The organism is Roseburia sp. TF10-5, assembly GCF_003462365.1.
Taxonomy (GTDB): domain Bacteria; phylum Bacillota; class Clostridia; order Lachnospirales; family Lachnospiraceae; genus Roseburia; species Roseburia faecis.
The window spans coordinates 64,278-85,981 of the sequence record NZ_QTYW01000001.1; the positions used below are offsets into that span (position 1 = coordinate 64,278).

Genomic DNA, 21,704 nt, shown 5'->3' on the forward strand with positions numbered 1-21,704 from the left:
CCGTATGATTTCACAGGGTGCAGTTCTTGATATTGCAAGAGATGCAATTTATACCATTCTGATCACGTCGGCACCGCTGCTTCTGGTTTCCCTGGTGGTTGGTCTGATTATCAGTATTTTTCAGACGGTTACATCCATTCAGGAGCAGACACTTACGTTTGTTCCAAAGATTATTGCGGTATTTGCTGCAATGATCCTTTGCGGCTCCTGGATGTTAAATAACATGACCGAACTGGTGGAGCGTCTGTGGTCGAATTTCAGTACCTATCTGAGTATGTGATTTGATAAAAAGATATGGTTAATTATGTATTTACACTTGAAAATTTTGAATATTTTCTGCTGATTCTGGTAAGAGTTACCTGTTTTGTGTATGTGGCCCCGTTATTGGGGCAGCAGGGAATTCCCAATCAGATTAAAATCGGATTTTCATTTTTTGTCTCATTGCTTTTATACAATGTAGTAGATCGGCCGGAGCTGACATACGCAAGTGTTGTCGGGTATGCGGTAGTTGTGATCAAAGAGGGAATTACGGGACTGCTGATTGGGTATGCGGCAAGCATCTGTAATTCCATTGTTTTGTTTGCAGGAAATATTATAGATATGGATATTGGTCTGTCCATGTCTACCGAATTTAATCAGGACATGGGAACAGAAACCACACTGACAGGAAATCTGTATTATTATCTGGTTCTGCTTCTTTTGATTACATCTGATTTTTATACCTATCTGGTACGTGCGGTTACGGATTCTTTTTCCGTAATTCCGATTGCCCACCAGAAATTTGCATGGGATCATCTGTTATCTGCAATCACACGCTATATGGGAGATTCATTCATCATAGGGTTTCGGATTTTTCTTCCGTTTTTTGCCTGCATTATGGTTTTGAACTGTGTACTTGGAATTATGGCACGTGTGGCACCGCAGATGAATATGTTTTCGATCGGTATGCAGCTGAAGATTCTGGTTGGATTTGTTGTTTTGTATCTGATCGTGTTCCTGTTGCCGAATGTGGCAAATTATATTTTTGATGAAATAAAGACGATGGTGAAGCTTGTTGCAGAAGGTTTGTATTGACGAAAAAAATCAGAATCGAATATTGCATTATAATCTGCAATGGTTTGCAAAAGACGGCGAAGGCGGCGAGAAGACAGAACCTGCAACCGCCAAGAAATTAAAAGATGCCAGAGATGAAGGTAAGGTTGCAAAAAGCCGCGAACTGAATTCGGCATTTGACCTGATCGTTTTGTTTCTATGCCTGAAAATTTTTGTTTCCTTTGTGGGAGGGAAATTCATAGATATTTTTTCTTATATCTATGAAAATATGCCGGATTTTGTTAAAATAAATGAGGGCGGATTGTCGGTACAGGCTGTGGCAGGCCTGATTGCCTCCGTCACCTTGAAAAGCCTGCTCATTATGCTTCCGTTTATGGCGTTTGGATTTGTTGTTACGCTTCTGGTCAGCATTGTGCAGGTAGGATGGAAAGTTTCCACAAAACCCATGAAACCGGAACTTTCCAAGCTGAATCCATTGAACGGATTCAAACGTATCTTTTCGAAAGATTCGCTCTTTGAATTGGTGAAATCCATTTTAAAGATTGTGATCATCATATATATCGCGTATACTTCCATAAAAGATAATGCAAATGATCTGTTTGCGTTGTATGATCTGGGACTGAATCAGGCGGTTGCGCTTGTGGGGACTCTGATTATCAATACGGGAATAAAAATCAGTATTGTTTATCTTGTGATTGGTCTGGCTGACTTTATATATCAGAAACATAAGTTTAATGAAGATATGAAGATGACCAAGCAGGAAGTAAAAGATGAATACAAAAATACAGAGGGAGATCCGCAGATCAAAGGACGGCAGCGCCGTAAAATGCAGGAGGTATCCCAGAAGCGAATGATGCAGGATGTGCCCAAGGCGGATGTGGTCATCACAAACCCGACGCATTTTGCCGTAGCATTGAAATATGAGGCAAAAGTCAGTTCTGCCCCGGTTGTCCTTGCAAAAGGAGAAGATTACCTTGCGCAAAAGATTAAGGAAGTGGCGAGGGAGAATAAAATTGAAATTGTTGAAAATAAGCCTCTGGCACGTATGCTCTATCACAATGTTGATGTGGGAGCAGAAATTCCGCCGGAGCTTTACCAGGCTGTGGCAGAAGTTCTTGCTGCCGTATACAAGGCCAAAAATATACAGTAGTGCAGTTATACAACAAACAGGTGCGAAAGGAGGTTGTGCAGGATGCTGAAGAAAGCGGATATCGGTGTAGGTTTATATCTTTTGGCGGCAGTAGTTTTCTTCATTGTTCCAATTCCATCTGTATTGCTGGATGTGATGCTTGCATTTAACATTTCCATCGCCTTAATCATTGTATTTAATGTATTGTTTGTTCGGGAAGTACTGGATATGTCTTTCTTCCCGACATTACTTTTGTTTACGACTATTTTTCGAATTTCTCTGAACGTATCTTCCACCCGTCTGATTCTTCTGACGGGAGATCCTGGTAACGTTGTTAAGACATTCGGTTCGTTCGTCGGCGGAGGAAATATGGTGGTCGGTTCCATTGTATTTATTGTCCTCGTATTGATTCAGTTTATTGTTATCAATAAAGGTTCGGAACGTGTATCCGAAGTAACCGCCAGATTTACACTCGATGCCATGCCTGGTAAACAGATGGCGATTGATGCGGACTTAAATACCGGTGCGATCACCGATGCGGAGGCAAAGGAACGACGGGAAAAGATTCAGAGAGAATCCAGTTTCTTCGGCGCGATGGATGGTGCCACAAAGTATGTAAAGGGAGATGCTACGGCAGGTCTGATCATCACCTTTATTAACCTGATCGGCGGAACCATTATGGGAGTTATGAATCAGGGACTTGGATTTGCAGATGCCATCCAGCAGTATGGTCTGCTGACAATCGGTGATGGTCTGGTGTCCCAGATTCCGTCTCTTCTGATTTCTCTTGCAACCGGTATACTTGTTACCAAGGGATCAAACGAGGCAGACTTTTCCGGAATTCTGGTCAAGCAGCTTTTTGGAATTCCGAGGGTACTTTATATTGTAGGTTCCGTGCTGGTTTTCCTCGGAATTTTTACTCCGTTAAATCCGGTTTTATTTATTGCACTTGGTCTGGTGTTTATCATCGCCGGCAAAAATATCAGCAAGAATATCGGCGAAGAAAATATTGAGGAAGAAGTACAGCAGGCGGAGACGGAGGCGGAAGAGATCCGGAAACCGGAGAATGTGGTTTCCCTGCTTCAGGTCGATCCGATCGAACTCGAATTCGGATATGGTATTATTCCGCTGGCAGATGTAAACCAGGGTGGAGATCTTCTGGATCGTGTGGTAATGATCCGGCGGCAGATTGCACTGGAACTTGGTACGGTTGTTCCGATTATCCGTCTGAGGGATAATATCCAGTTAAATCCGAATCAGTATATTATCAAGATCAAAGGCGTACAGGTAACGGAAGGAGAAATCCTTTTTGACCATTATATGGCAATGAATCCGGGATATGTGGAGGAAGAAATTACGGGTATTCCTACATTTGAACCGTCTTTCCATCTTCCGGCCATCTGGATTACGGAAGCACAGAGGGAACGTGCAGAGAGTCTTGGATATACGGTAGTTGATGCACCGTCTATCATTGCGACGCATTTGACAGAAGTAATCCGAAGCCACATCGCAGAGCTTCTGACCAGACAGGATGTACAAAACCTGGTCAACAACTTAAAAGAATCCAATCCGGTTCTTGTGGACGAACTCACGCCGAAACTTCTTGGCCTTGGAGAGATTCAGAAAGTACTGCAGAATCTTTTGCGGGAAGGCATTTCGATCCGGGATCTTTTGTCTATTTTCGAATCGCTGGCAGACCATGCACAGACATCGAGGGATACGGATGTGCTGACGGAATATGTAAGGCAGAGCCTGAAGCGTGCAATTTCGAGCAAATATTTCCCGTCGAACGAAACGACCAGTGTCATTACGCTTGATCCGAAAGTGGAACAGGAAATCATGTCTTCGGTCAAGCAGACAGAGCAGGGTGCATATCTGACGATGGACCCGGAGAAAACAAAAGCAATTATGGATTCCGTGCGGACAGAAACCGAGAAACTCGAAAGCCTCGGAAAGAATCCGATCATTATTACATCGCCAATTGTGCGTATGTATTTTAAAAAACTTACAGAAGATTATTTCAAAGATCTGATTGTTGTCTCTTATAATGAAGTAGAATCTGATGTGGAGCTGCAATCGGTAGGGATGGTGACAGCATAAATGACAATTAATAAATTTCAGGGAAAAACACAGGAAGAAGCCATTGCAAAGGCAAAAGAAGAATTTGGAGAACGTGCGGTCATTATGAACATCCGTGAGGTAAAACCGAAGGGGCTGTTTCGTGCGTTTAAGAATTCAACATTTGAAGTGACTGCGGCAATGGAGGAAAAAGAACATTTTTCCAATGCCATGCAGGCAGCACAGATGACACAGAGTATGGCAAAAGAAGGAAAACTGCACGACATGATCAATCTTGCGGCGGATGAACCGATTACCATTCCGAAACTGCAGGAACAGGAAGGTAACGCACAAGCGACCAGACAGGAGCCAGCACGTATGCCACAATCACAGAACATGACACAGGATAATGATGAAAAAAAATTAGAAGAAAGGCTTGAGGTTTTATCTGACCGTCTGGAAAAATCCCTTGGTGGGAAAAATCCAAAGGAGCCGGAAGCACCAAAGGGACCGTCTTCGGAAGAACTTAATTTTGTCCGGATTCTCTACAGTACGCTGTTAAAAAACGAGGTGAGCGAACAGTATGTCAATCAGATTCTTGGTGAAATTGAAAAATTTATCCGTCCGGGACACAGTGTGGATACAATTCTTTCCAATGTTTACCAGAAGCTGATTTTGCGTTTCGGTCAGCCAAAATCACTGGATTTAAGTGGGGCAAAACCGCATGTTGTATTTTTTATCGGACCTACCGGTGTTGGCAAAACCACAACAATCGCTAAAATTGCGTCCAAATATAAGGTGGATTATGAAAAAAAAGTAGCGTTTATTACTGCAGATACCTACCGGATCGCAGCAACAGAACAGCTACAGGTGTATGCAAATATTCTTGACGCACCTATGTCTATCGTGTATTCTAAAGAGGAACTGAATGAAGCAATTGGAAAATATGCGGAATACGATCTTGTTTTCGTTGATACTGCCGGATTTTCCCATAAAAATGAGGAACAGAAAGAGGATATCAGAAACCTGATTCAGGGAGTTGACCCTGAATATACAAGTGAAGTATATTTAGTTCTCAGCGCTACAACGAAATACAGAGATTTGCTTGATATTGTAGATACCTATCACACAATATCTGAGTTTAAACTGATTTTTACAAAACTGGATGAGACATCAACGTATGGAAATTTGCTCAATATTAAGCTGTATTCAGATGCGGAACTGTCTTATACGACAAATGGACAGAATGTACCGGATGATATTGAATTATTTGATACACAAAAGATCGTGAAACAATTATTAGGGGGCAATTCGTAATGGATCAGGCAGAACAATTGCGAAATGTAATAAAACTGCACAATCAGAATAATCAGAATAATGCACGGGTGGTGACGATTACCAGCGGAAAAGGCGGGGTCGGAAAGTCGAATCTCGCAGTAAATCTTGCGGTATGTCTCAGAAAAGCAGGCAAGAGGGTGATTATTTTTGATGCTGATTTTGGTCTCGCAAACGTTGAGGTAATGTTTGGTGCAATCCCACAGTATAATTTGTCTGATTTTATATACCGTGGAAAGTCAATTCGTGAAATAATCACACCTGGACCCATGGATATCGGGTTTATATCCGGTGGCTCAGGAATTATCGGATTGAACAATCTTACAAAAGAACAGATTTTATATATCGTAAATTCGATTGACACATTGAATGAACTGGCAGATTTTATCCTGATTGATACGGGGGCAGGAATCTCGGATCAGGTTCTGGAATTTGTCATGGCAAGTCCGGAGGTATTACTGGTATCCACACCGGAACCAAGTTCCCTGACGGATGCGTATTCGCTTTTGAAAGCATTGTACCGCAATCCCGATTTTGTGGAGGAAGAGACAACCATCCACATAGTAACCAACCGGGTAAATTCCCGGGACGAGGGACAGGCAATTTATGAGAAAGTGAATTCCGTAGTGTCTAAGTTTTTACATGGAAGTCTGAATTATCTGGGGATGATTCCACAGGATGCTGCTTTGGAACGGGCGGTAAGGCAGCAAAAGACAGTTACCATGAGTGACCCGAATGCAAAATCTGCCAGGGCGATTTCAGAACTTGCAGATCATCTGTTAAACGGCACCCGGCAGAAGACACCGGTACGGTGGGGAATAGCACAGATGTTTTCCAGTTTTTTATCAAACCGAAAATAGGGAGATGAATAATTATGAAACTTTCAGATGTGATTACTCCGGGAGACAAAATTGATATTAAAATGCTGCATGAAGCGAACCAGGAAGATAATGGAGGAGAGATCGCGAAAATCTATCAAAGTGCGGTCAGCGACATTTTTTCGGATCAGGAATTGGAAATTTCTATGCCGACAAGTGGTGGAAGAATGGTGTTATTTCAACTGGAGAGGGAGTGCAGCATTGTTTTTTATACAAAAGGCGGTATGTATAACTGCACAGCAGTTGTGAAGAAACGTTATCGCAAAGAAAATCTGTATCTGCTCAAAATTGTGATTACTTCCGGATTACAGAAATTTCAGCGCCGGGAATTTTTCCGGATTCCTTATACGACACCGTTAAAATATTACGAAATATCGGAACAGACGGCACAGATGCAGACAACGGAAGAATTGTTTACGGAAATTCAAAAGCCGGAATATATTGATCAGGTACGTGAGGGAACGATTCAGAATATCAGTGGCGGTGGAATCCGCTTTGTCTCTGGACAATGGATAAAACAGAACCAAAATATTCTTCTGGTGATCAGACTGACAAATGAATATTCGGATGAAACTTTTTATCTTCCGGGACAGGTGATTGCAACAGAAAAACATCCAGCGATAGAGGAAATGTACATTCACCGGGTAAAATTTCTGTTCCGGGATCTCCGGGACCGTGAAAAAATCGTACGCTTCGTTTTTGAGGAAGAGAGAAGAATTCGCAGGAAAGAAGTTGGGTGACTCATATGAAAAAAAACATTTTAGTAGTTGATGATTCTGCACTCATGAGAAGGGTCATGTGTGATATAATCAATTCAGACAGTAAATTTCAGGCAACGGACTATTGCAGAGATGGTCTTGAGGCATATGAGAAACTGAAGCATACCAGCTATGACGGTGTGGTTCTGGATGTGAATATGCCACGCATGGATGGACTGCAGTTACTCGAAAAGTTACAAAAAGAAGGCATACGTGCAAATGTGGTTATGGTAAGTACACTTACCGACAGCAGGGAAGCAGATGTTACCATTTTAGCCATGGAGCGCGGAGCAATTGATTTTGTGGCGAAACCGACAAACATCATAGAGGCAAAAGGAGAGGCATTCAAAAGACAGCTTCTTGGCGTATTGAATGCTGTTCTTGCAACACAAAAGGCAGCAGAAAGTGTCCGTCCGGCAGTAAAACCGGCTGCAAAAGCACCGATGATGCGCAAAGCGACAGGCGGAAAGAACAAACTGGTTGCACTGGCTTGTTCCACAGGCGGACCGAAAGCGTTACAGAGTGTGATTCCGTTTCTTCCGAAAGAACTGGATGCCCCGGTTGTACTTGTACAGCATATGCCGCCGGGATTTACCAAATCCATGGCTGACAGACTTGATGATCTGAGCAAAATCAGGGTGAAGGAAGCAGAACATGGAGAGCGGCTGCAAAAGGGATGTGTTTATATTGCTCCGGGCGGAAAACATTTGAAAGTTGCAAAAACCGCAGACGGAAACAACAGCATTGTACTCGATGATGCAACACCGGCAATCGGAGGACTGAAGCCGTGTGCAAATCTTATGTATGATTCACTGACGGGAAGCAGCTATGATGAAATCGTATGTGTTGTCCTGACAGGAATGGGAGCGGATGGAACCAATGGAATTCTTTCGCTGGGAAGATCAAAACCGATTCGCGTAATTGCACAAAACGAAGAAACCTGTGTGGTATACGGAATGCCGAAGGCAATCTATGAAGCAGGTGTGGTAGATGAAGTTGTACCACTGGATGAAGTTGCACAGACAATCACAAAAAATGTGGGGGTAAAATAACATGGATGTAAGCCAATACCTTGAAATCTTTATCGATGAAAGTGCAGAACATTTACAGACGTTAAGTGACTGCATCATGGAACTGGAAAAAGAACCGGATAACAAGGACGTTATCAATGAAATCTTCCGTGCAGCCCATTCTTTAAAAGGAATGGCCGGTACAATGGGATTTAAGAGAATGCAGCACCTGACACATGATATGGAAAATGTGTTCCAGGAAGTCCGCAGCGAGAAAATCCAGGTAGACAGTCAGATGATTGATCTGCTGTTCAAGTGTCTGGATGCAATTGACGGATATCTTGAAAATATTAAGGCAACCTCTGATGAAGGTGAGGAAGACAATGAAGTCATTATCAAGGAACTGAACAATTTCCTCGCAAAAGCAAACGGAGAGGCTGCTGCCGCAGAGGCAGCACCTGCAGAAACAGAAAAAGAAGCAGCGGCGCCGACAGACAATGGAGACCACAAACTGTATCTTCAGATTGATCTGACGGATCAGGAGCGGGATGCCGTTATGACTGCAAAAGACAGTGGAATGCATATTTACGGCATGACGGTTATGATCCAGAAAGAGTGCCTTTTAAAAGCGGCCAGAGCTTTTTTGGTATTCCGCGAAGTGGAGGCTTTTGGAGAGATTCTTGTATATCGTCCGAGCTCTCAGGATATTGAAGATGAAAAGTTTGAACAGGAATTCAGCTTTTATGTCGCATCACCGGAAAGCTTTGACAAGATCCAGAACGCTGCAAAGAATGTTTCCGAGATTGAAGATGCCGTTGGAGAAGAACTGACTGATTTTTCACCACGCGTAACAGAAACTGAGACGGAAGAAAAGAAAGAAGAAAAACCGGCAGAGACAAAACCGGAAGTACAGGCTGCACCAAAGAAAGCGCCGGAAAAGAAAAAGGCTCCGGCAAAGAAAAACGGTGTAGGAAAACCGGCGACAAGCCGTACGGTCCGTGTGGATATTGAAAAGCTGGATGCTCTTATGAACCAGGTATCCGAGCTTATCATTGCAAAGAACAGTCTGGTATCCATCAGCTCAACGGAAGAGGGAGGATTTACCAATCAGGGATTCCATGAACAGATTGAATATCTGGAGCGAATCACCACAAGCCTTCATGAATCTGTTATGAAAGTCCGGATGGTGCCAATTGAGAGCGTTGTAAATAAATTCCCACGTATGATTCGTGATCTGTCCCGTACATTGAATAAGAAGATGGAACTGGTTATGACCGGTGAAGATACCGAGCTGGATCGTACCGTAGTGGATCAGATCGGTGATCCATTACAGCATTTGCTTCGTAATTCTGCGGATCATGGTCTGGAAGACACCGAGCTTCGTATCCAGAGAGGAAAGCCGGAAGTCGGAAATATTTTCCTGAATGCATATCAGGAAGGAAATAACGTTATTATCCAGGTGGGTGATGACGGTAACGGAATTGATACCGAAGCGGTAAAAGCAAAGGCAATCGAGCGAAATATTATTACACCGGAACAGGCCGAAGTCATGACACAGAAAGAGATCATAAATCTCCTGTTTATGCCAAGTTTTTCCATGGCAAAGAAGATTACGGATATTTCCGGAAGAGGCGTTGGCCTTGACGTTGTAAAATCTAACATTGAGCAGCTTGGCGGTGATGTGGAAGTTAAGACAAAACTTGGGGAAGGAACAACATTTACCGTTCGTCTTCCTCTGACACTTGCCATTATTCAGGCATTGATGGTTGAAGTCCGCGATGAAAAATATGCCATTGCCCTTGGGTCCATTGCAAATATTGAGAGTGTACCGGTCAGCAGCATCAAGTATGTGGAAGCAAAAGAGGTTATTCATCTGCGTGGAAGCGTTATTCCGCTTGTTCGTCTGGACAAACTTCTGGATATTGAACCAAGAGAAGAAGAACCGGAAAGCCTTACCGTTGTTATTGTAAAGAAAGGCGACAGTCAGGTAGGACTTGTTGTTGACGATCTGATGGGACAGCAGGAGATCGTTATTAAGTCTTTAGGCAAGTATATCAATGGAAATAAGCTGATCAGCGGTGCAACAATCCTCGGTGATGGTGAAGTTGCGTTGATTCTGGATGCAAACACACTGATGTAATGGGGGTGAATGACGATGGCTATTGCAAACAATCAGATTGAAACAAATGAGAATAAAAATAAAGAAAAAGAAGTAAAGCAGTATATCGTAGTTCAGATCGGTTCTGAAAAGTACGGAATTGATATCAGCTATGTCGATAATATTGTGCGTATGCAGAAAATTACCCGTGTGCCAAAGGCACAGGAGTATTTCAAGGGAATCATCAATCTTCGAGGCGAAATTGTGCCGGTTATGAGTATCCGTCTGAAAATGGGACTTGAGGATGATACCTTTACTTCGGCATCCCGGATCATTATTTTAAAGATCGAAGATAAAGGGTCTTTAGGTGTGATTGTAGATGAGGTTTGTGAGGTTGTAAATCTTTCTGAGGATCAGATCGAAAATAACAATATCAATTCAAATCATGTAAAAGATACTTTTATCAATGGTATTGGAACAAGCGGAGATCAGCTGATTTCCCTGTTTGAAATCAATGCGATTGTAGACGAAAAAGATAACACATAAGACAACTGAGTATAGTGAGGCTATGCCTCACTATACATGGTTATTGGAGGAAAAAGATGAACGATTTTACATTGGATAATGTAAATGAAATGTATATTGACGTACTGCGCGAAATTGGAAATATCGGAGCGGGAAATGCAACAACTTCTCTGGCAAGCATGATCAATGAACAGATTGATATGAATGTTCCGAAAGTAGAATTGATGGAAGCTTCTAAGCTGAGTTCCGCAATTTGTCCGGAAGACGAGATTATTGTCGGAATTTTTCTGGAAGTAACACATGATATTACAGGAAGCATGATGTTTTTAATGCGCATGGATTCCGCCCATTATCTTGTGAACAAACTGATGGGAAGAGACCCGGAAAACGATGCACCTTTTGATGAGATGGATTTATCTGCCATGAAGGAAATCGGAAATATTATTACGGCTTCGTATCTGTCTGCACTTTCAAGTATGACAAATCTTACGATTTTACCATCCGTTCCATATATTGCGGTGGATATGGCGGGAGCGATTCTTAGTGTTCCGGCAATTCAGTTTGGACAGTACGGAAATAATGCGCTGCTGATTGAAACAGAATTTGGCGATGAACGTATGATTAATGGATATTTTATCCTGATGCCTGAGGAAGAGTCCTATGCAAAGATTTTATCCTCTCTTGGAATTCAGCTATAGAGGAGATCGTAGAATATGGGAGAAGTGATCAAGGTTGGAATGGCAGACCTGAAAACCGCAAAAGCTCCGAATACACTCACGACACTGGGGTTGGGCTCTTGTATCGGATTAACACTTTATGATCCGGTGACGAAAATCGGTGGATTGGTACATTATATGCTGCCAGACAGCACAAAATTAAAAAATAATACCAATATTGCAAAATTCGGGGATACCGGAATCCGTGAACTTTTAAGACAGGTTCTGGCTTTGGGAGCAAATCAGAGAAGACTTGTGGCAAAGATCGCGGGGGGCGCATGCATGTTTGAAATGAGCGGACTTTCGTCTGTGGGAAATGTAGGCGCACGCAATGCGGAAGAAGCAAAAATTATTTTGAAAGAATTAAGGATCCCGCTGATCGCGGAGGATACCGGTTTAAATTACGGACGTACGGTAGAACTGGATTGTGAGACCGGAGATTTCAGAATTAAATCGGTGGGAAAAGAAATTAAAGTAATATAGAGGGGCAGAAGATGAAAACCAATGGTGTACCGGCTATTATTATGTTGGCGGCAGGGTTTATTGACTGTGTGATTGCAATTCTTACGCACATGTCACTTTGGAATTTTACAAGACAGCTGTTACTGGTACTTGTCCTGTTTTATGTGATCGGTTGTGTGGTAAAAATGATCATTGACCGAAACTTCAAGGATATGGAAGATGACCAGAACGGGGAAGAAACGGAAGAGTCTAAAGAGGAGCAGGAAGCGGAAGGCTCTGAGGAACAGGAAAATACTGAACAGGCCCAAGATGCACAGGAGCAGTCGCAGGAGCAGCCGGAGGTTCAGGAGGAACAACAAACAAAGTAATTAACCGGGGCGGAATGATGTAGATGAAAACTGCGGATAAAGAAAAACTCTGGGATGCGTATCGTCAGAAGAAAACGCAGGAGACTAGAGAACAGCTGATAATTGAATATGCGCAGCTTGTAAAACTCGTAGCGGGAAGACTCAGCATGTATCTTGGACACAATGTGGAATATGATGATTTGGTCAGTTATGGGATTTTCGGACTGATTGACGCAATTGATAAATTTGATCTGGAAAAAAATGTAAAATTTGAAACATATGCGAGTTTGCGGATTCGTGGTGCTATTTTAGACCAGATTCGTAAAATGGACTGGATTCCAAGAAGCGTAAGACAGCGACAGCGCAAAATTGATGAAGCGATGAAACAGATCGAGATGAGGACCGGTAAAACAGCTTCGGATGAAGAACTTGCAAAGCAGCTGGGGCTGACGGATGAGGAACTGTGCAGCTGGCAGACACAGCTTAAGGTGACCAATGTTGTGTCTTTGAATGAATTTGAAGAAAACGGTCCGGAGCCAATGATTGATTCGGCGCATCCGGTCCGGTTTTCACAGCCGGAAGAAGTGGTGGAGGAAGCAGAATTAAAAGAAAAACTGGCGGAATCCCTGGAACTTCTGACGGAGAAAGAGCGGCGCGTTATTGAACTTTATTATTATGAAGATATGACCCTAAAAGAAATCAGTAAAATATTGGAAGTGTCAGAATCACGTATTTCCCAGTTACATACCAAAGCATTAAACAAGATGCGTAAAAAAATGGGTGTTTATATGAATATTCTGACGGAGTAGGAGCGGATCTATGGCAATTGCACCAATCAATTATGCTACGATACAGCGTACCGCAGACATCGAGACATTTAAAAACCAGCAGGATACAAAACCGATGGTGGATCAGCAGAATATTCAGGTGCAGGTGGATCACAGGGAGGATGTTCTGCATCATCAGGTCATCCATCCGGAAGAAAATGAGCAGCTGGATAATCACACAGATGCCAGGGAAGAAGGAAAAAACAAATATAAAAAACAGGGATCTGTGAGAAAAAAAACAAACAAAGAAACGAAGCGGACGGGTGGCAATCCGGTTGGCGGCAGTTTTGATATGAAAATCTGAGGGAAAATATATGACGGGTGTGGAAATTACACTGATTCTGGTTGGAATCATTTTTGTTCTCGTAAGCTTTTTTGTTCAGGAAAAACTTACCCCGAAAGATGTACAGGAGATAACCAGATTAAGTGAGAAGGAATTAAAGATTATTGTCGAGCGGGAACTGAAAAATGCAAATGACAAGGTAGAAGATGCAATCGATGCAGTGGTAGAACAGTCCCAGGAGAATGCCAAGCGTCTGATGGAAAAAGAAACGAATGAGAAAATTATGGCAATCAACGAATATTCCAATACGGTGATTGAATCAATGAATAAAACGCATAATGAAATTCTCTTTTTATATAATATGCTCAATGACAAGCATACGGAACTGACCGGGCTTGCATCGCAGCTACAACAGTTTTCGGAGCAGGTAAAACATACACAGGATGAAATGATGACACATCTGACGGAAACAGTAAAAGAGCCTGAACCGGCAAGAACGGAAGTGTCAGAGCCTGTGGAGGAACAGCCGCAGCAGATTTCACCAAAAGCATCTGTGGCAGAGGAAACCGATAACGGAAGCTTCAACGATCAGGTACTTGCACTTCATCAAAACGGAGTGTCTGATGTGGAAATTGCCCGTAAGCTGGGACGGGGGCTTGGAGAAGTGAAGCTGGTGATCGGATTATACAAAGGGGAAGATGTCAGTGAGATTTAAATATTATTTACGTGGCTGCGGACTTGGAATTCTGGTTGCCTCGCTGGTATTTATTGTATCGTTACATGCACACGGCGGAGCAATGTCGGATGAAAAAGCTATGCAGAGAGCTTCGGAACTTGGAATGATCATGCCGGATGACACACAGACGCAGGAAGCAGAAACGCAGACAACAGAACTTCCGGTAAAGGAAACGAATCTTCCGGATACACAAAGAACGACACAGGCAGTGACACAGAAGGTTCCGCAGAACGATACACAAAAACAGACGGAGCGTGATACTTCTTCGGAACAGAATGACACACCAAAAGAGTCGGAGAAAAAGGCGGAAGAAAAGAAAAAAACACAGGACTCTCAAAAGAAAGAAGAAGAGAAGAAAAAAGCGCAGGAGACCGAGAAGGAAGAAACAAAAAAGGAAAAAGTCTCCATTACAATAAAAGGCGGAGAAGTGTGCAGGGAGATTGCACAGGATCTGCAGGAGAAAGGACTTGTCAAGGATGCGGAAGATTTCCGCAAATATATGCAGGATCACAATTATGCAAGATATATCCGTGTGGGGACATTTACGCTGGAAAAGGGAATGAACTATAGCGAGATTGCGAAAGTACTGACAAAAAAATAGTATAATAAAGCTTGCATGAAAGCCTTTGGTATGATATAATGCCAAAGGCTTTAAATTTTATTAAACACATGTATGGAAGCTGCCGGTGCCGGATCTACGCTTTTCCGGTGGCAGACTAATAGGAAGTACATGGAAGAAATCAACCAAACGGAGGTAATTAAAATGAGCGTAATTTCTATGAAACAGTTACTTGAGGCAGGTGTTCATTTCGGACATCAGACAAGAAGATGGAACCCTAAAATGGCTCCATACATCTACACAGAGCGTAACGGTATCTACATCATTGACTTACAGAAGTCTGTTGGCAAGGTAGATGAGGCATATGATGCAATTTCCGATATCGCTGCTCAGGGAGGTACCATTCTTTTCGTTGGTACAAAGAAGCAGGCACAGGATGCTATTAAGACTGAGGCAGAGCGTTGCGGAATGTACTATGTAAATGAGAGATGGTTAGGTGGAATGCTTACAAACTTCAGAACCATCCAGAGCCGTATTGCACGTCTGAAAGAAATCGAGACCATGTCTGAAGATGGAACATTTGATGTTCTGCCAAAGAAGGAAGTTATTGCACTGAAAAAAGAGTGGGATAAGTTAGAGAAGAACCTTGGCGGAATCAAGGATATGAAGAGAATTCCTGACGCTATCTTTATCGTAGATCCTAAGAAGGAGAGAATCTGCGTACAGGAAGCACAGTCTTTAGGAATCACACTGATCGGTATCGCTGATACAAACTGTGATCCGGACGAGTTAGATTATGTAATCCCAGGTAATGATGATGCAATCAGAGCCGTTAAGCTTATCGTTTCCAAGATGGCAGATGCTGTTATCGAGGCAAAGCAGGGAACTGAGGAAGTTGCTGCAGAAGCTGCTGAGGAGACAGTAGAAGAATAATTTTTGCATAATCATTCGAGAATTGGAGGAAAAAAAGATGGCAATTACTGCTGCTATGGTTAAGGAACTGCGTGAGATGACAGGCGCAGGCATGATGGATTGTAAGAAAGCTCTGACAGAGACAAACGGAGATATGGATGCCGCTGTTGACGTTTTGAAAAAAAGCGGTGCAGCCAAGATGGAAAAGAAGCAGAGCAGAATCGCTGCGGAAGGTATCGCAAGAGTTGCAGTAAACGGAAATGTTGCTGTTGTAGCTGAGGTTAACTCAGAGACAGATTTCGTTGCTAAAAATGAAACATTCCAGGAGTTTGTTCAGACAGTTGCAGATACAGCACTTGCTTCTGATTTAAACGGTGGAGCAAACGGCGAAGATATCGAGGCACTTCTTGCAACAAACGGACTCAGTGATCTGCTTGTTGAGAAGACAGCAACAATCGGAGAGAAGTTATCTGTGCGCAGATTCGCAAAGGTAACCGGTGATGCTGTTGCTTCTTATATTCACGGTGGCGGAAGAATCGGTGTTGTTATCGCTGCAGACGGTGCATCTGATGATGCTGCAAAAGAGGCTCTTACAAACATTGCTATGCAGGTTGCTGCAATGAACCCACAGTATATCAGCAGAAACGATATTTCCGCTGAGGAACTTGCAAAGATCAAAGAGATCACAATTGACAGCGCATTAAATGATGCAACAACTCTTCCAAAGCCTATCTTAAACAAATTACTGGACAAGGCAATCGGCGAGAAGGTATGGAGTGATGAGGATATCAATAACTTCGAAGAGCATAAGAGCAATATGAATTATGTCTGGAATTTCCTTTCCGATGCTGCAAAGGTTCAGCTGGGTGAGCTGGCTATGGCAGATAAGGCATCTATCACTGCTGAGAAGATGTTCGGCGGTCTTGTAGAAGGTCGTGTATCTAAGCAGTTAAAGGAGATCTGCCTTCTTGATCAGACATACGTTAAGGCGGAAGATGGCAAGCAGTCCGTAGCTAAGTATCTTGAGTCTGTTTCCAAGGATCTTAAAATCACCAAGATGATTCGTTTCGAAGTTGGCGAGGGTATGGAAAAGAAACAGGAAGATTTCGCAGCAGAAGTTGCTGCACAGATGAACGCATAATCCGTTCACAGAGTCAAGCTGTGTGAAAACACAAAAGGAGTCGTGGTTTTGGAAAAATAAAGAAACCGTGGCTCCTTTTTTATAACAATTTTACAACAACAGGGAATTAAATCTTTACAAGTTTTCAAAATATGTTAAAATAGAAAAGGATATTTCCCGGTGGAGGAACAGGATGAGTACAAAAGATTCAGAAGCTCTGGAGCAGCAGCGCCAGAGGAGAAATCGCATCAACCGTATGAAAACGGGAATCATTGTGACGATTACGGTATGGATGCTTGTCTCACTGTTGGCAATTATCCTTCTGACGGTGCAGGTAGCACGTTTGAGCAGCCATGTAAAGAGACTGGAGAAAGCGGGACAGACAACCGTTTCGCAAAATATTCCGGATTCTGAAAATGTGCAGGCTGCGGATACAGAAAGCAGTGGGCAGGAGACACAGAAATCTGCTTACGATAAAGTTGTGACGGGGATTGATTCCGAGGACAATATGGCAAAAGAGGGAGATGCACATAAAGTATATCTTACTTTTGACGGCGGACCGGATGAAAATACGGACAAGATTCTCGACGTATTGGGTAAATACGGAGTAAAAGCAACTTTTTTCGTAGTAGGGGATGATTCCAAGGATATGCAGGAGGTCTATAAGAGGATTGTAAAAGACGGACATACACTTGGAATGCATTCCTTTTCCAACAAATACAGTACAATATATGCCTCCACAGAGGCATTTGAACAGGATTTTGATAAGATTTCCTCATATCTGAAAGACGTTACGGGAGTCAATAGTCTCTATTATCGTTTTCCAGGAGGAAGCAGCAATGAGATCAGCAATGTAAATATGGCTGAATTCGTTCGTGTCTTAAATGAAAAGGGAATTACATACTTTGACTGGAATGTTTCTGCAGGAGATTCTTCATCGGATTATACGGTGGATGATGTTGTGACAAATGTGACAGAAGGAGTAAAAAGATACAAAACCTCAGTCGTGTTATTGCACGACGGGGATGACAAGTCAACAACGGTAGAGGCTCTGGAACCTTTGATTCAGAAACTGCAGCAGATGAAAACAGAAATTCTGCCGATTGATGAAAATACAAAAGTCATTCAATATATCAAGGCAGATAGTGTTGAATAAATATGAGTGGAGGAAGCACGATGGGATTATTTAAAGATTTTAAGGATGATTTTTCCCAGGCAGTCAATGAAATGATGCCGGGAGCAGACGTTCCGGGAAAAGAAAACAAGACAGAAGATCTGGTAGTTAACACTCTGGGAGAAGATGTGGATGTAAAATCCGAATTATCCAAACTGGATGGTTTACTGGAGCAGGTACAAAAGGATGACGGGTCTGATACACAAAAGTTAGAGTCGGAGCTTCCACCAATTCACAAAGAGGATAAAAAACCGGTGATCACACCAACTGTGGATCCGGTAATCAATACATTTAATGAGGAGAAAAAAATTATGAGCGACACAACAATGGAAACCCCAAAGCCAACAGCACCAGTAGCACCAGTAATGGAAAGCAAAGTGAATCCGGATGCAATCTCAGATGAGACATCTGTTATAACAGCAGGAACCGTTCTGACCGGTGATATCGCGTCTGACGGATCATTTGATATTCAGGGAACCATCAATGGAAATGTAACCTGCAATGGTAAGCTGGTTGTAACCGGAACGATTAACGGAAATAGTGCAGCTTCAGAGTTTTTTGCTGATGTGGCAAAAGTAGAGGGAGAAGTTGTAAGTTCCGGTACGGTTAAGATCGGAGCCGGTTCTGTGATCATTGGTAATATTTCAGCAGCTTCTGCAGTTATTGCTGGTGCGATCAAGGGTGATATTGATGTACAGGGACCTGTTGTTGTTGATACATCTGCAGTGGTAATGGGAAATATCAAATCCCGTTCCGTACAGATTAATAACGGTGCAGTAATCGAAGGTTTCTGCTCTCAGTGCTATGCTGATATTGATGTGCAGGGACTTTTTGACGGAAAGTAAAATCAATCATAGGAGACAGATACGATGAAACGTATTTTATTAAAACTCAGTGGAGAGGCATTGGCCGGGGACAAGCATCATGGATTTGATGAGCCGACAGTTACGGTTGTTGCAAAGCAGGTAAAGCAATTGGTAGATGCAGGTGTACAGGTTGGTATTGTCATCGGAGGAGGCAACTTCTGGAGAGGACGTACCAGTGAGACGATCGACCGTACAAAAGCCGATCAGATCGGTATGCTTGCTACGGTTATGAACTGTATTTATGTGTCAGAAATTTTCCGTTCCGTTGGAATGATGACTTCCGTGCTTACTCCGTTTGAGTGCGGATCTATCACAAAGTTATATTCCAAGGATCGTGCAAATAAATATTTTGCACATAACATGGTTGTATTTTTTGCAGGTGGTACCGGACATCCATATTTCTCAACAGATACGGCAACGGTACTTCGTGCGGTAGAGATTGAAGCAGATGGAATTTATCTTGCCAAGGCAATCGATGGTGTATATGACAGCGATCCGAAAGTAAATCCATCCGCTAAAAAATATGATCAGGTTTCCATTCAGGAAGTCATTGATAAAAAACTTGCGGTCGTTGATCTGACAGCATCCGTAATGTGCATGGAAAACCACATTCCAATGTATGTATTCGGACTTGGTGAAACGAACAGCATTGTAAACGCGGTAAACGGCCAGTTCAACGGAACCGTCGTTACTGTGGACTAGGAGGATATAGTATATGGACGAGAGATTACAGATTTTTCAGGATAAAATGGAGAAATCCCTTGCCAATTTAAATGAGGAGTTCGCGGGAATCCGTGCAGGACGTGCGAATCCGCATGTGTTGGACAAACTTCGTGTTGATTATTACGGAACACCGTCTCCGATTCAGAGCGTTGCAAATGTCAGTGTTCCGGAGCCGAGAATGATTCAGATTCAGCCATGGGAAGCATCTATGGTAAAAGAAATTGAAAAAGCCATTCTCAGTTCGGATCTGGGAATTAACCCGACGAATGACGGAAAACTGATTCGTCTGGTATTTCCGGAACTGACCGAAGAGCGAAGAAAAGAGCTGGCAAAAGATATTAAGAAAAAAGGTGAGGGTGCCAAGGTCGCTGTGAGAAATATCCGCAGAGATGCGATGGATCATTTCAAAAAAGTAGGCAAGGCGGAGGATATTTCCGAGGACGAGATCAAGGATCTCGAAGACGGAATCCAGAAACTGACCGATCAGTATGTTGCACAGATTGACAAGGCTGTGGATGCCAAGTCGGATGAAATTCTTACAGTATAAGATGTTTAAGGGACATAAGCCTGTGGCTATGTCCCTTTTTCACTTGCAGGAAAGAGGGGAACAAGATTGATGAAAATTCCAAAACATGTGGCGATTATACTCGATGGGAATGGAAGATGGGCAAAAAGCAAGGGTATGCCACGCAATTACGGACATACCGTTGGCGCAAAGAATGTAGAAACGGTTTGTCAGGCTGCAGATGAGCTTGGAATTGAGTACCTGACACTGTATGCATTTTCCACGGAAAACTGGAATCGTCCGGACAGCGAAGTGGCTGCACTGATGAAACTGCTGGAGAGTTATTTGAAAAACTGTATCCGCACGGCAAATAAAAATAATATGCGGGTACGTGTGATTGGGGAACTTTCCAGATTATCCGAAAGTTTTCAGAAAAAGATTCAGGAACTGGAAGAAGTTTCCGCGGCAAATACGGGACTGAATCTGACCATTGCCATCAATTATGGAAGCCGGGATGAGATGCTTCGGGCCATGAAGCATATGTTTACTGATATAAAGAATGGCAGAATCACGGAGGAGGAAATCAATGAGAAAACCTTTTCCGGATATCTGGATACAAGGGAACTTCCAGACCCGGATTTACTGATTCGTACAAGTGGAGAGCAGCGGCTTTCCAATTATCTGCTGTGGCAGCTTGCGTATAGCGAATTTTATTTTACGGATGTTCCGTGGCCGGATTTTCATAAAAAAGAATTGGAATTAGCTGTGGAAGCGTATAATAAACGAGACAGACGCTTTGGCGGACTTAAGGAGGAAGAATAGGATGTTTAAAACGAGACTGTTAAGCGGAATCGTGCTGGTAATTCTGGCTCTGTTTTTGATTATTTCAGGCCATGAAATTTTATTATTTGCAACACTTGCCATTTCCTGTATCGGAATGTTTGAATTATATCGAGTGTTCAAGATGGAAAAGACCGTTCTGGCAGGCGTTGGATATCTGGCGGCAATCGTTTATTACTGTAATTTACAGTGGAAGTTTCTGCCGGATCTTATGATTTTATTTATGGCATTTTTGATTCTGTTAATGTTTGTATTTGTATTTGCATATCCGAAATTTCATGCAGATCAGGTGATGGCAGCATTTTTTGGATTCTTCTATGTAGCGGTCATGCTTTCTTATGTATATCAGATCCGTACGCTGGAGAGAGGGTTATATCTTGCCTTTCTTGTATTTTTATGTTCGTGGGGATGCGATACCTGTGCATATTGCGTCGGAATGCTGATCGGAAAGCACAAGATGTCGCCGAAACTCAGTCCGAAAAAATCGGTAGAGGGTGCAGTGGGAGGGGTGGCAGGTGCTGCGCTTCTGACCGCTTTATATTGTTTTATTTTCCGTAGCCCGATGCATCTGGAACGTGGAGAAATTGTAATTCTTGCTGTGATTGCGGCAATTGCCGGACTGATTTCCATGGTAGGGGATCTGACAGCTTCTGCCATCAAAAGAAATTATGATATCAAGGATTACGGAAAGCTGATTCCCGGTCATGGAGGAATTCTCGACCGGTTTGACAGCATGATTATTACTGCACCAATCATTTATTTCCTGGCGCTTCATATGCTGTAAGAGGTG

General features: G+C 42.8%; 25 protein-coding genes. All 25 read left to right on the plus strand.

What is annotated here, in order from left to right:
* The first annotated feature begins 4 nt into the window (after positions 1-4).
* Entirely contained in the window at positions 5-280 is a 276-nt protein-coding gene (fliQ, locus tag DXD06_RS00335; protein ID WP_022046682.1) for a flagellar biosynthesis protein FliQ, read from the plus strand.
* 14 nt (positions 281-294) lie between these two features.
* Positions 295-1,074: a flagellar biosynthetic protein FliR gene (gene fliR / locus DXD06_RS00340; protein ID WP_022046681.1), complete on the plus strand. Its 780-nt coding sequence runs from the start codon at positions 295-297 to the stop codon at positions 1,072-1,074.
* Positions 1,055-2,203, plus strand: a complete 1,149-nt coding sequence (flhB, locus tag DXD06_RS00345; protein WP_243000809.1) for a flagellar biosynthesis protein FlhB — start codon at positions 1,055-1,057, stop codon at positions 2,201-2,203. The genes fliR and flhB overlap by 20 nt, the downstream gene beginning before the upstream one ends.
* A 42-nt stretch (positions 2,204-2,245) precedes the next feature.
* On the plus strand, positions 2,246-4,282 hold the full coding sequence (gene flhA / locus DXD06_RS00350; protein WP_117830250.1) for a flagellar biosynthesis protein FlhA: 2,037 nt from the start codon (positions 2,246-2,248) through the stop codon (positions 4,280-4,282).
* Complete coding sequence (flhF, locus tag DXD06_RS00355; protein ID WP_117830252.1) at positions 4,283-5,557, plus strand: flagellar biosynthesis protein FlhF; 1,275 nt, start codon at positions 4,283-4,285, stop codon at positions 5,555-5,557.
* A complete protein-coding gene (locus tag DXD06_RS00360; protein ID WP_055263698.1) occupies positions 5,557-6,435 on the plus strand; it encodes a MinD/ParA family protein in 879 nt (292 codons plus the stop codon). The genes flhF and DXD06_RS00360 overlap by 1 nt, the downstream gene beginning before the upstream one ends.
* Positions 6,436-6,449: 14 nt before the next feature.
* Positions 6,450-7,193 (plus strand): flagellar brake protein, encoded by a 744-nt coding sequence (locus tag DXD06_RS00365; RefSeq protein ID WP_117830254.1) that lies wholly within the window; start codon positions 6,450-6,452, stop codon positions 7,191-7,193.
* 5 nt (positions 7,194-7,198) lie between these two features.
* Positions 7,199-8,263 carry a chemotaxis-specific protein-glutamate methyltransferase CheB gene (gene cheB / locus DXD06_RS00370; protein ID WP_055263833.1) on the plus strand — a complete coding sequence of 355 codons (1,065 nt, stop codon included), beginning with the start codon at positions 7,199-7,201 and terminating at the stop codon, positions 8,261-8,263.
* 1 nt (position 8,264) lies between these two features.
* On the plus strand, positions 8,265-10,361 hold the full coding sequence (locus tag DXD06_RS00375; protein ID WP_117830256.1) for a chemotaxis protein CheA: 2,097 nt from the start codon (positions 8,265-8,267) through the stop codon (positions 10,359-10,361).
* Positions 10,362-10,376: 15 nt separating this feature from the next.
* A complete protein-coding gene (locus DXD06_RS00380; protein ID WP_172679179.1) occupies positions 10,377-10,865 on the plus strand; it encodes a chemotaxis protein CheW in 489 nt (162 codons plus the stop codon).
* A 56-nt stretch (positions 10,866-10,921) separates the two neighbouring features.
* Positions 10,922-11,542, plus strand: coding sequence for a chemotaxis protein CheC (locus tag DXD06_RS00385; RefSeq protein ID WP_022046672.1), 621 nt, complete (start codon positions 10,922-10,924; stop codon positions 11,540-11,542).
* 15 nt (positions 11,543-11,557) lie between these two features.
* Positions 11,558-12,043 carry a chemotaxis protein CheD gene (locus DXD06_RS00390; RefSeq protein ID WP_055067907.1) on the plus strand — a complete coding sequence of 162 codons (486 nt, stop codon included), beginning with the start codon at positions 11,558-11,560 and terminating at the stop codon, positions 12,041-12,043.
* 11 nt (positions 12,044-12,054) lie between these two features.
* Entirely contained in the window at positions 12,055-12,390 is a 336-nt protein-coding gene (locus DXD06_RS00395) for a hypothetical protein (protein WP_199535184.1), read from the plus strand.
* A gap of 23 nt (positions 12,391-12,413) precedes the next feature.
* On the plus strand, positions 12,414-13,178 hold the full coding sequence (locus DXD06_RS00400; RefSeq protein WP_022046669.1) for a FliA/WhiG family RNA polymerase sigma factor: 765 nt from the start codon (positions 12,414-12,416) through the stop codon (positions 13,176-13,178).
* A 10-nt stretch (positions 13,179-13,188) separates the two neighbouring features.
* The gene (locus tag DXD06_RS00405; protein ID WP_022046668.1) at positions 13,189-13,500 is read left to right on the plus strand and encodes a hypothetical protein; all 312 of its coding nucleotides are present in this window, start codon (positions 13,189-13,191) and stop codon (positions 13,498-13,500) included.
* A 10-nt stretch (positions 13,501-13,510) separates the two neighbouring features.
* Positions 13,511-14,194 carry a DUF6115 domain-containing protein gene (locus tag DXD06_RS00410; protein ID WP_055067905.1) on the plus strand — a complete coding sequence of 228 codons (684 nt, stop codon included), beginning with the start codon at positions 13,511-13,513 and terminating at the stop codon, positions 14,192-14,194.
* Complete coding sequence (locus DXD06_RS00415) at positions 14,184-14,816, plus strand: endolytic transglycosylase MltG (RefSeq protein ID WP_158569449.1); 633 nt, start codon at positions 14,184-14,186, stop codon at positions 14,814-14,816. The genes DXD06_RS00410 and DXD06_RS00415 overlap by 11 nt, the downstream gene beginning before the upstream one ends.
* A 162-nt stretch (positions 14,817-14,978) precedes the next feature.
* Positions 14,979-15,707 (plus strand): 30S ribosomal protein S2, encoded by a 729-nt coding sequence (gene rpsB / locus DXD06_RS00420; protein ID WP_055067960.1) that lies wholly within the window; start codon positions 14,979-14,981, stop codon positions 15,705-15,707.
* A 37-nt stretch (positions 15,708-15,744) separates the two neighbouring features.
* Complete coding sequence (tsf, locus tag DXD06_RS00425) at positions 15,745-16,827, plus strand: translation elongation factor Ts (RefSeq protein ID WP_022046664.1); 1,083 nt, start codon at positions 15,745-15,747, stop codon at positions 16,825-16,827.
* Between the two features lie 172 nt (positions 16,828-16,999).
* The gene (locus DXD06_RS00430) at positions 17,000-17,962 is read left to right on the plus strand and encodes a polysaccharide deacetylase family protein (protein WP_117830258.1); all 963 of its coding nucleotides are present in this window, start codon (positions 17,000-17,002) and stop codon (positions 17,960-17,962) included.
* A gap of 20 nt (positions 17,963-17,982) precedes the next feature.
* Entirely contained in the window at positions 17,983-18,825 is an 843-nt protein-coding gene (locus tag DXD06_RS00435) for a polymer-forming cytoskeletal protein (RefSeq protein WP_117830260.1), read from the plus strand.
* Positions 18,826-18,849: 24 nt separating this feature from the next.
* Entirely contained in the window at positions 18,850-19,548 is a 699-nt protein-coding gene (gene pyrH / locus DXD06_RS00440) for a UMP kinase (protein WP_055067900.1), read from the plus strand.
* Between the two features lie 13 nt (positions 19,549-19,561).
* Entirely contained in the window at positions 19,562-20,116 is a 555-nt protein-coding gene (gene frr / locus DXD06_RS00445; RefSeq protein ID WP_022046660.1) for a ribosome recycling factor, read from the plus strand.
* A 69-nt stretch (positions 20,117-20,185) separates the two neighbouring features.
* The gene (locus DXD06_RS00450; protein ID WP_022046659.1) at positions 20,186-20,896 is read left to right on the plus strand and encodes an isoprenyl transferase; all 711 of its coding nucleotides are present in this window, start codon (positions 20,186-20,188) and stop codon (positions 20,894-20,896) included.
* A 1-nt stretch (position 20,897) separates the two neighbouring features.
* Complete coding sequence (locus tag DXD06_RS00455) at positions 20,898-21,698, plus strand: phosphatidate cytidylyltransferase (protein ID WP_022046658.1); 801 nt, start codon at positions 20,898-20,900, stop codon at positions 21,696-21,698.
* Positions 21,699-21,704 lie beyond the last annotated feature (6 nt).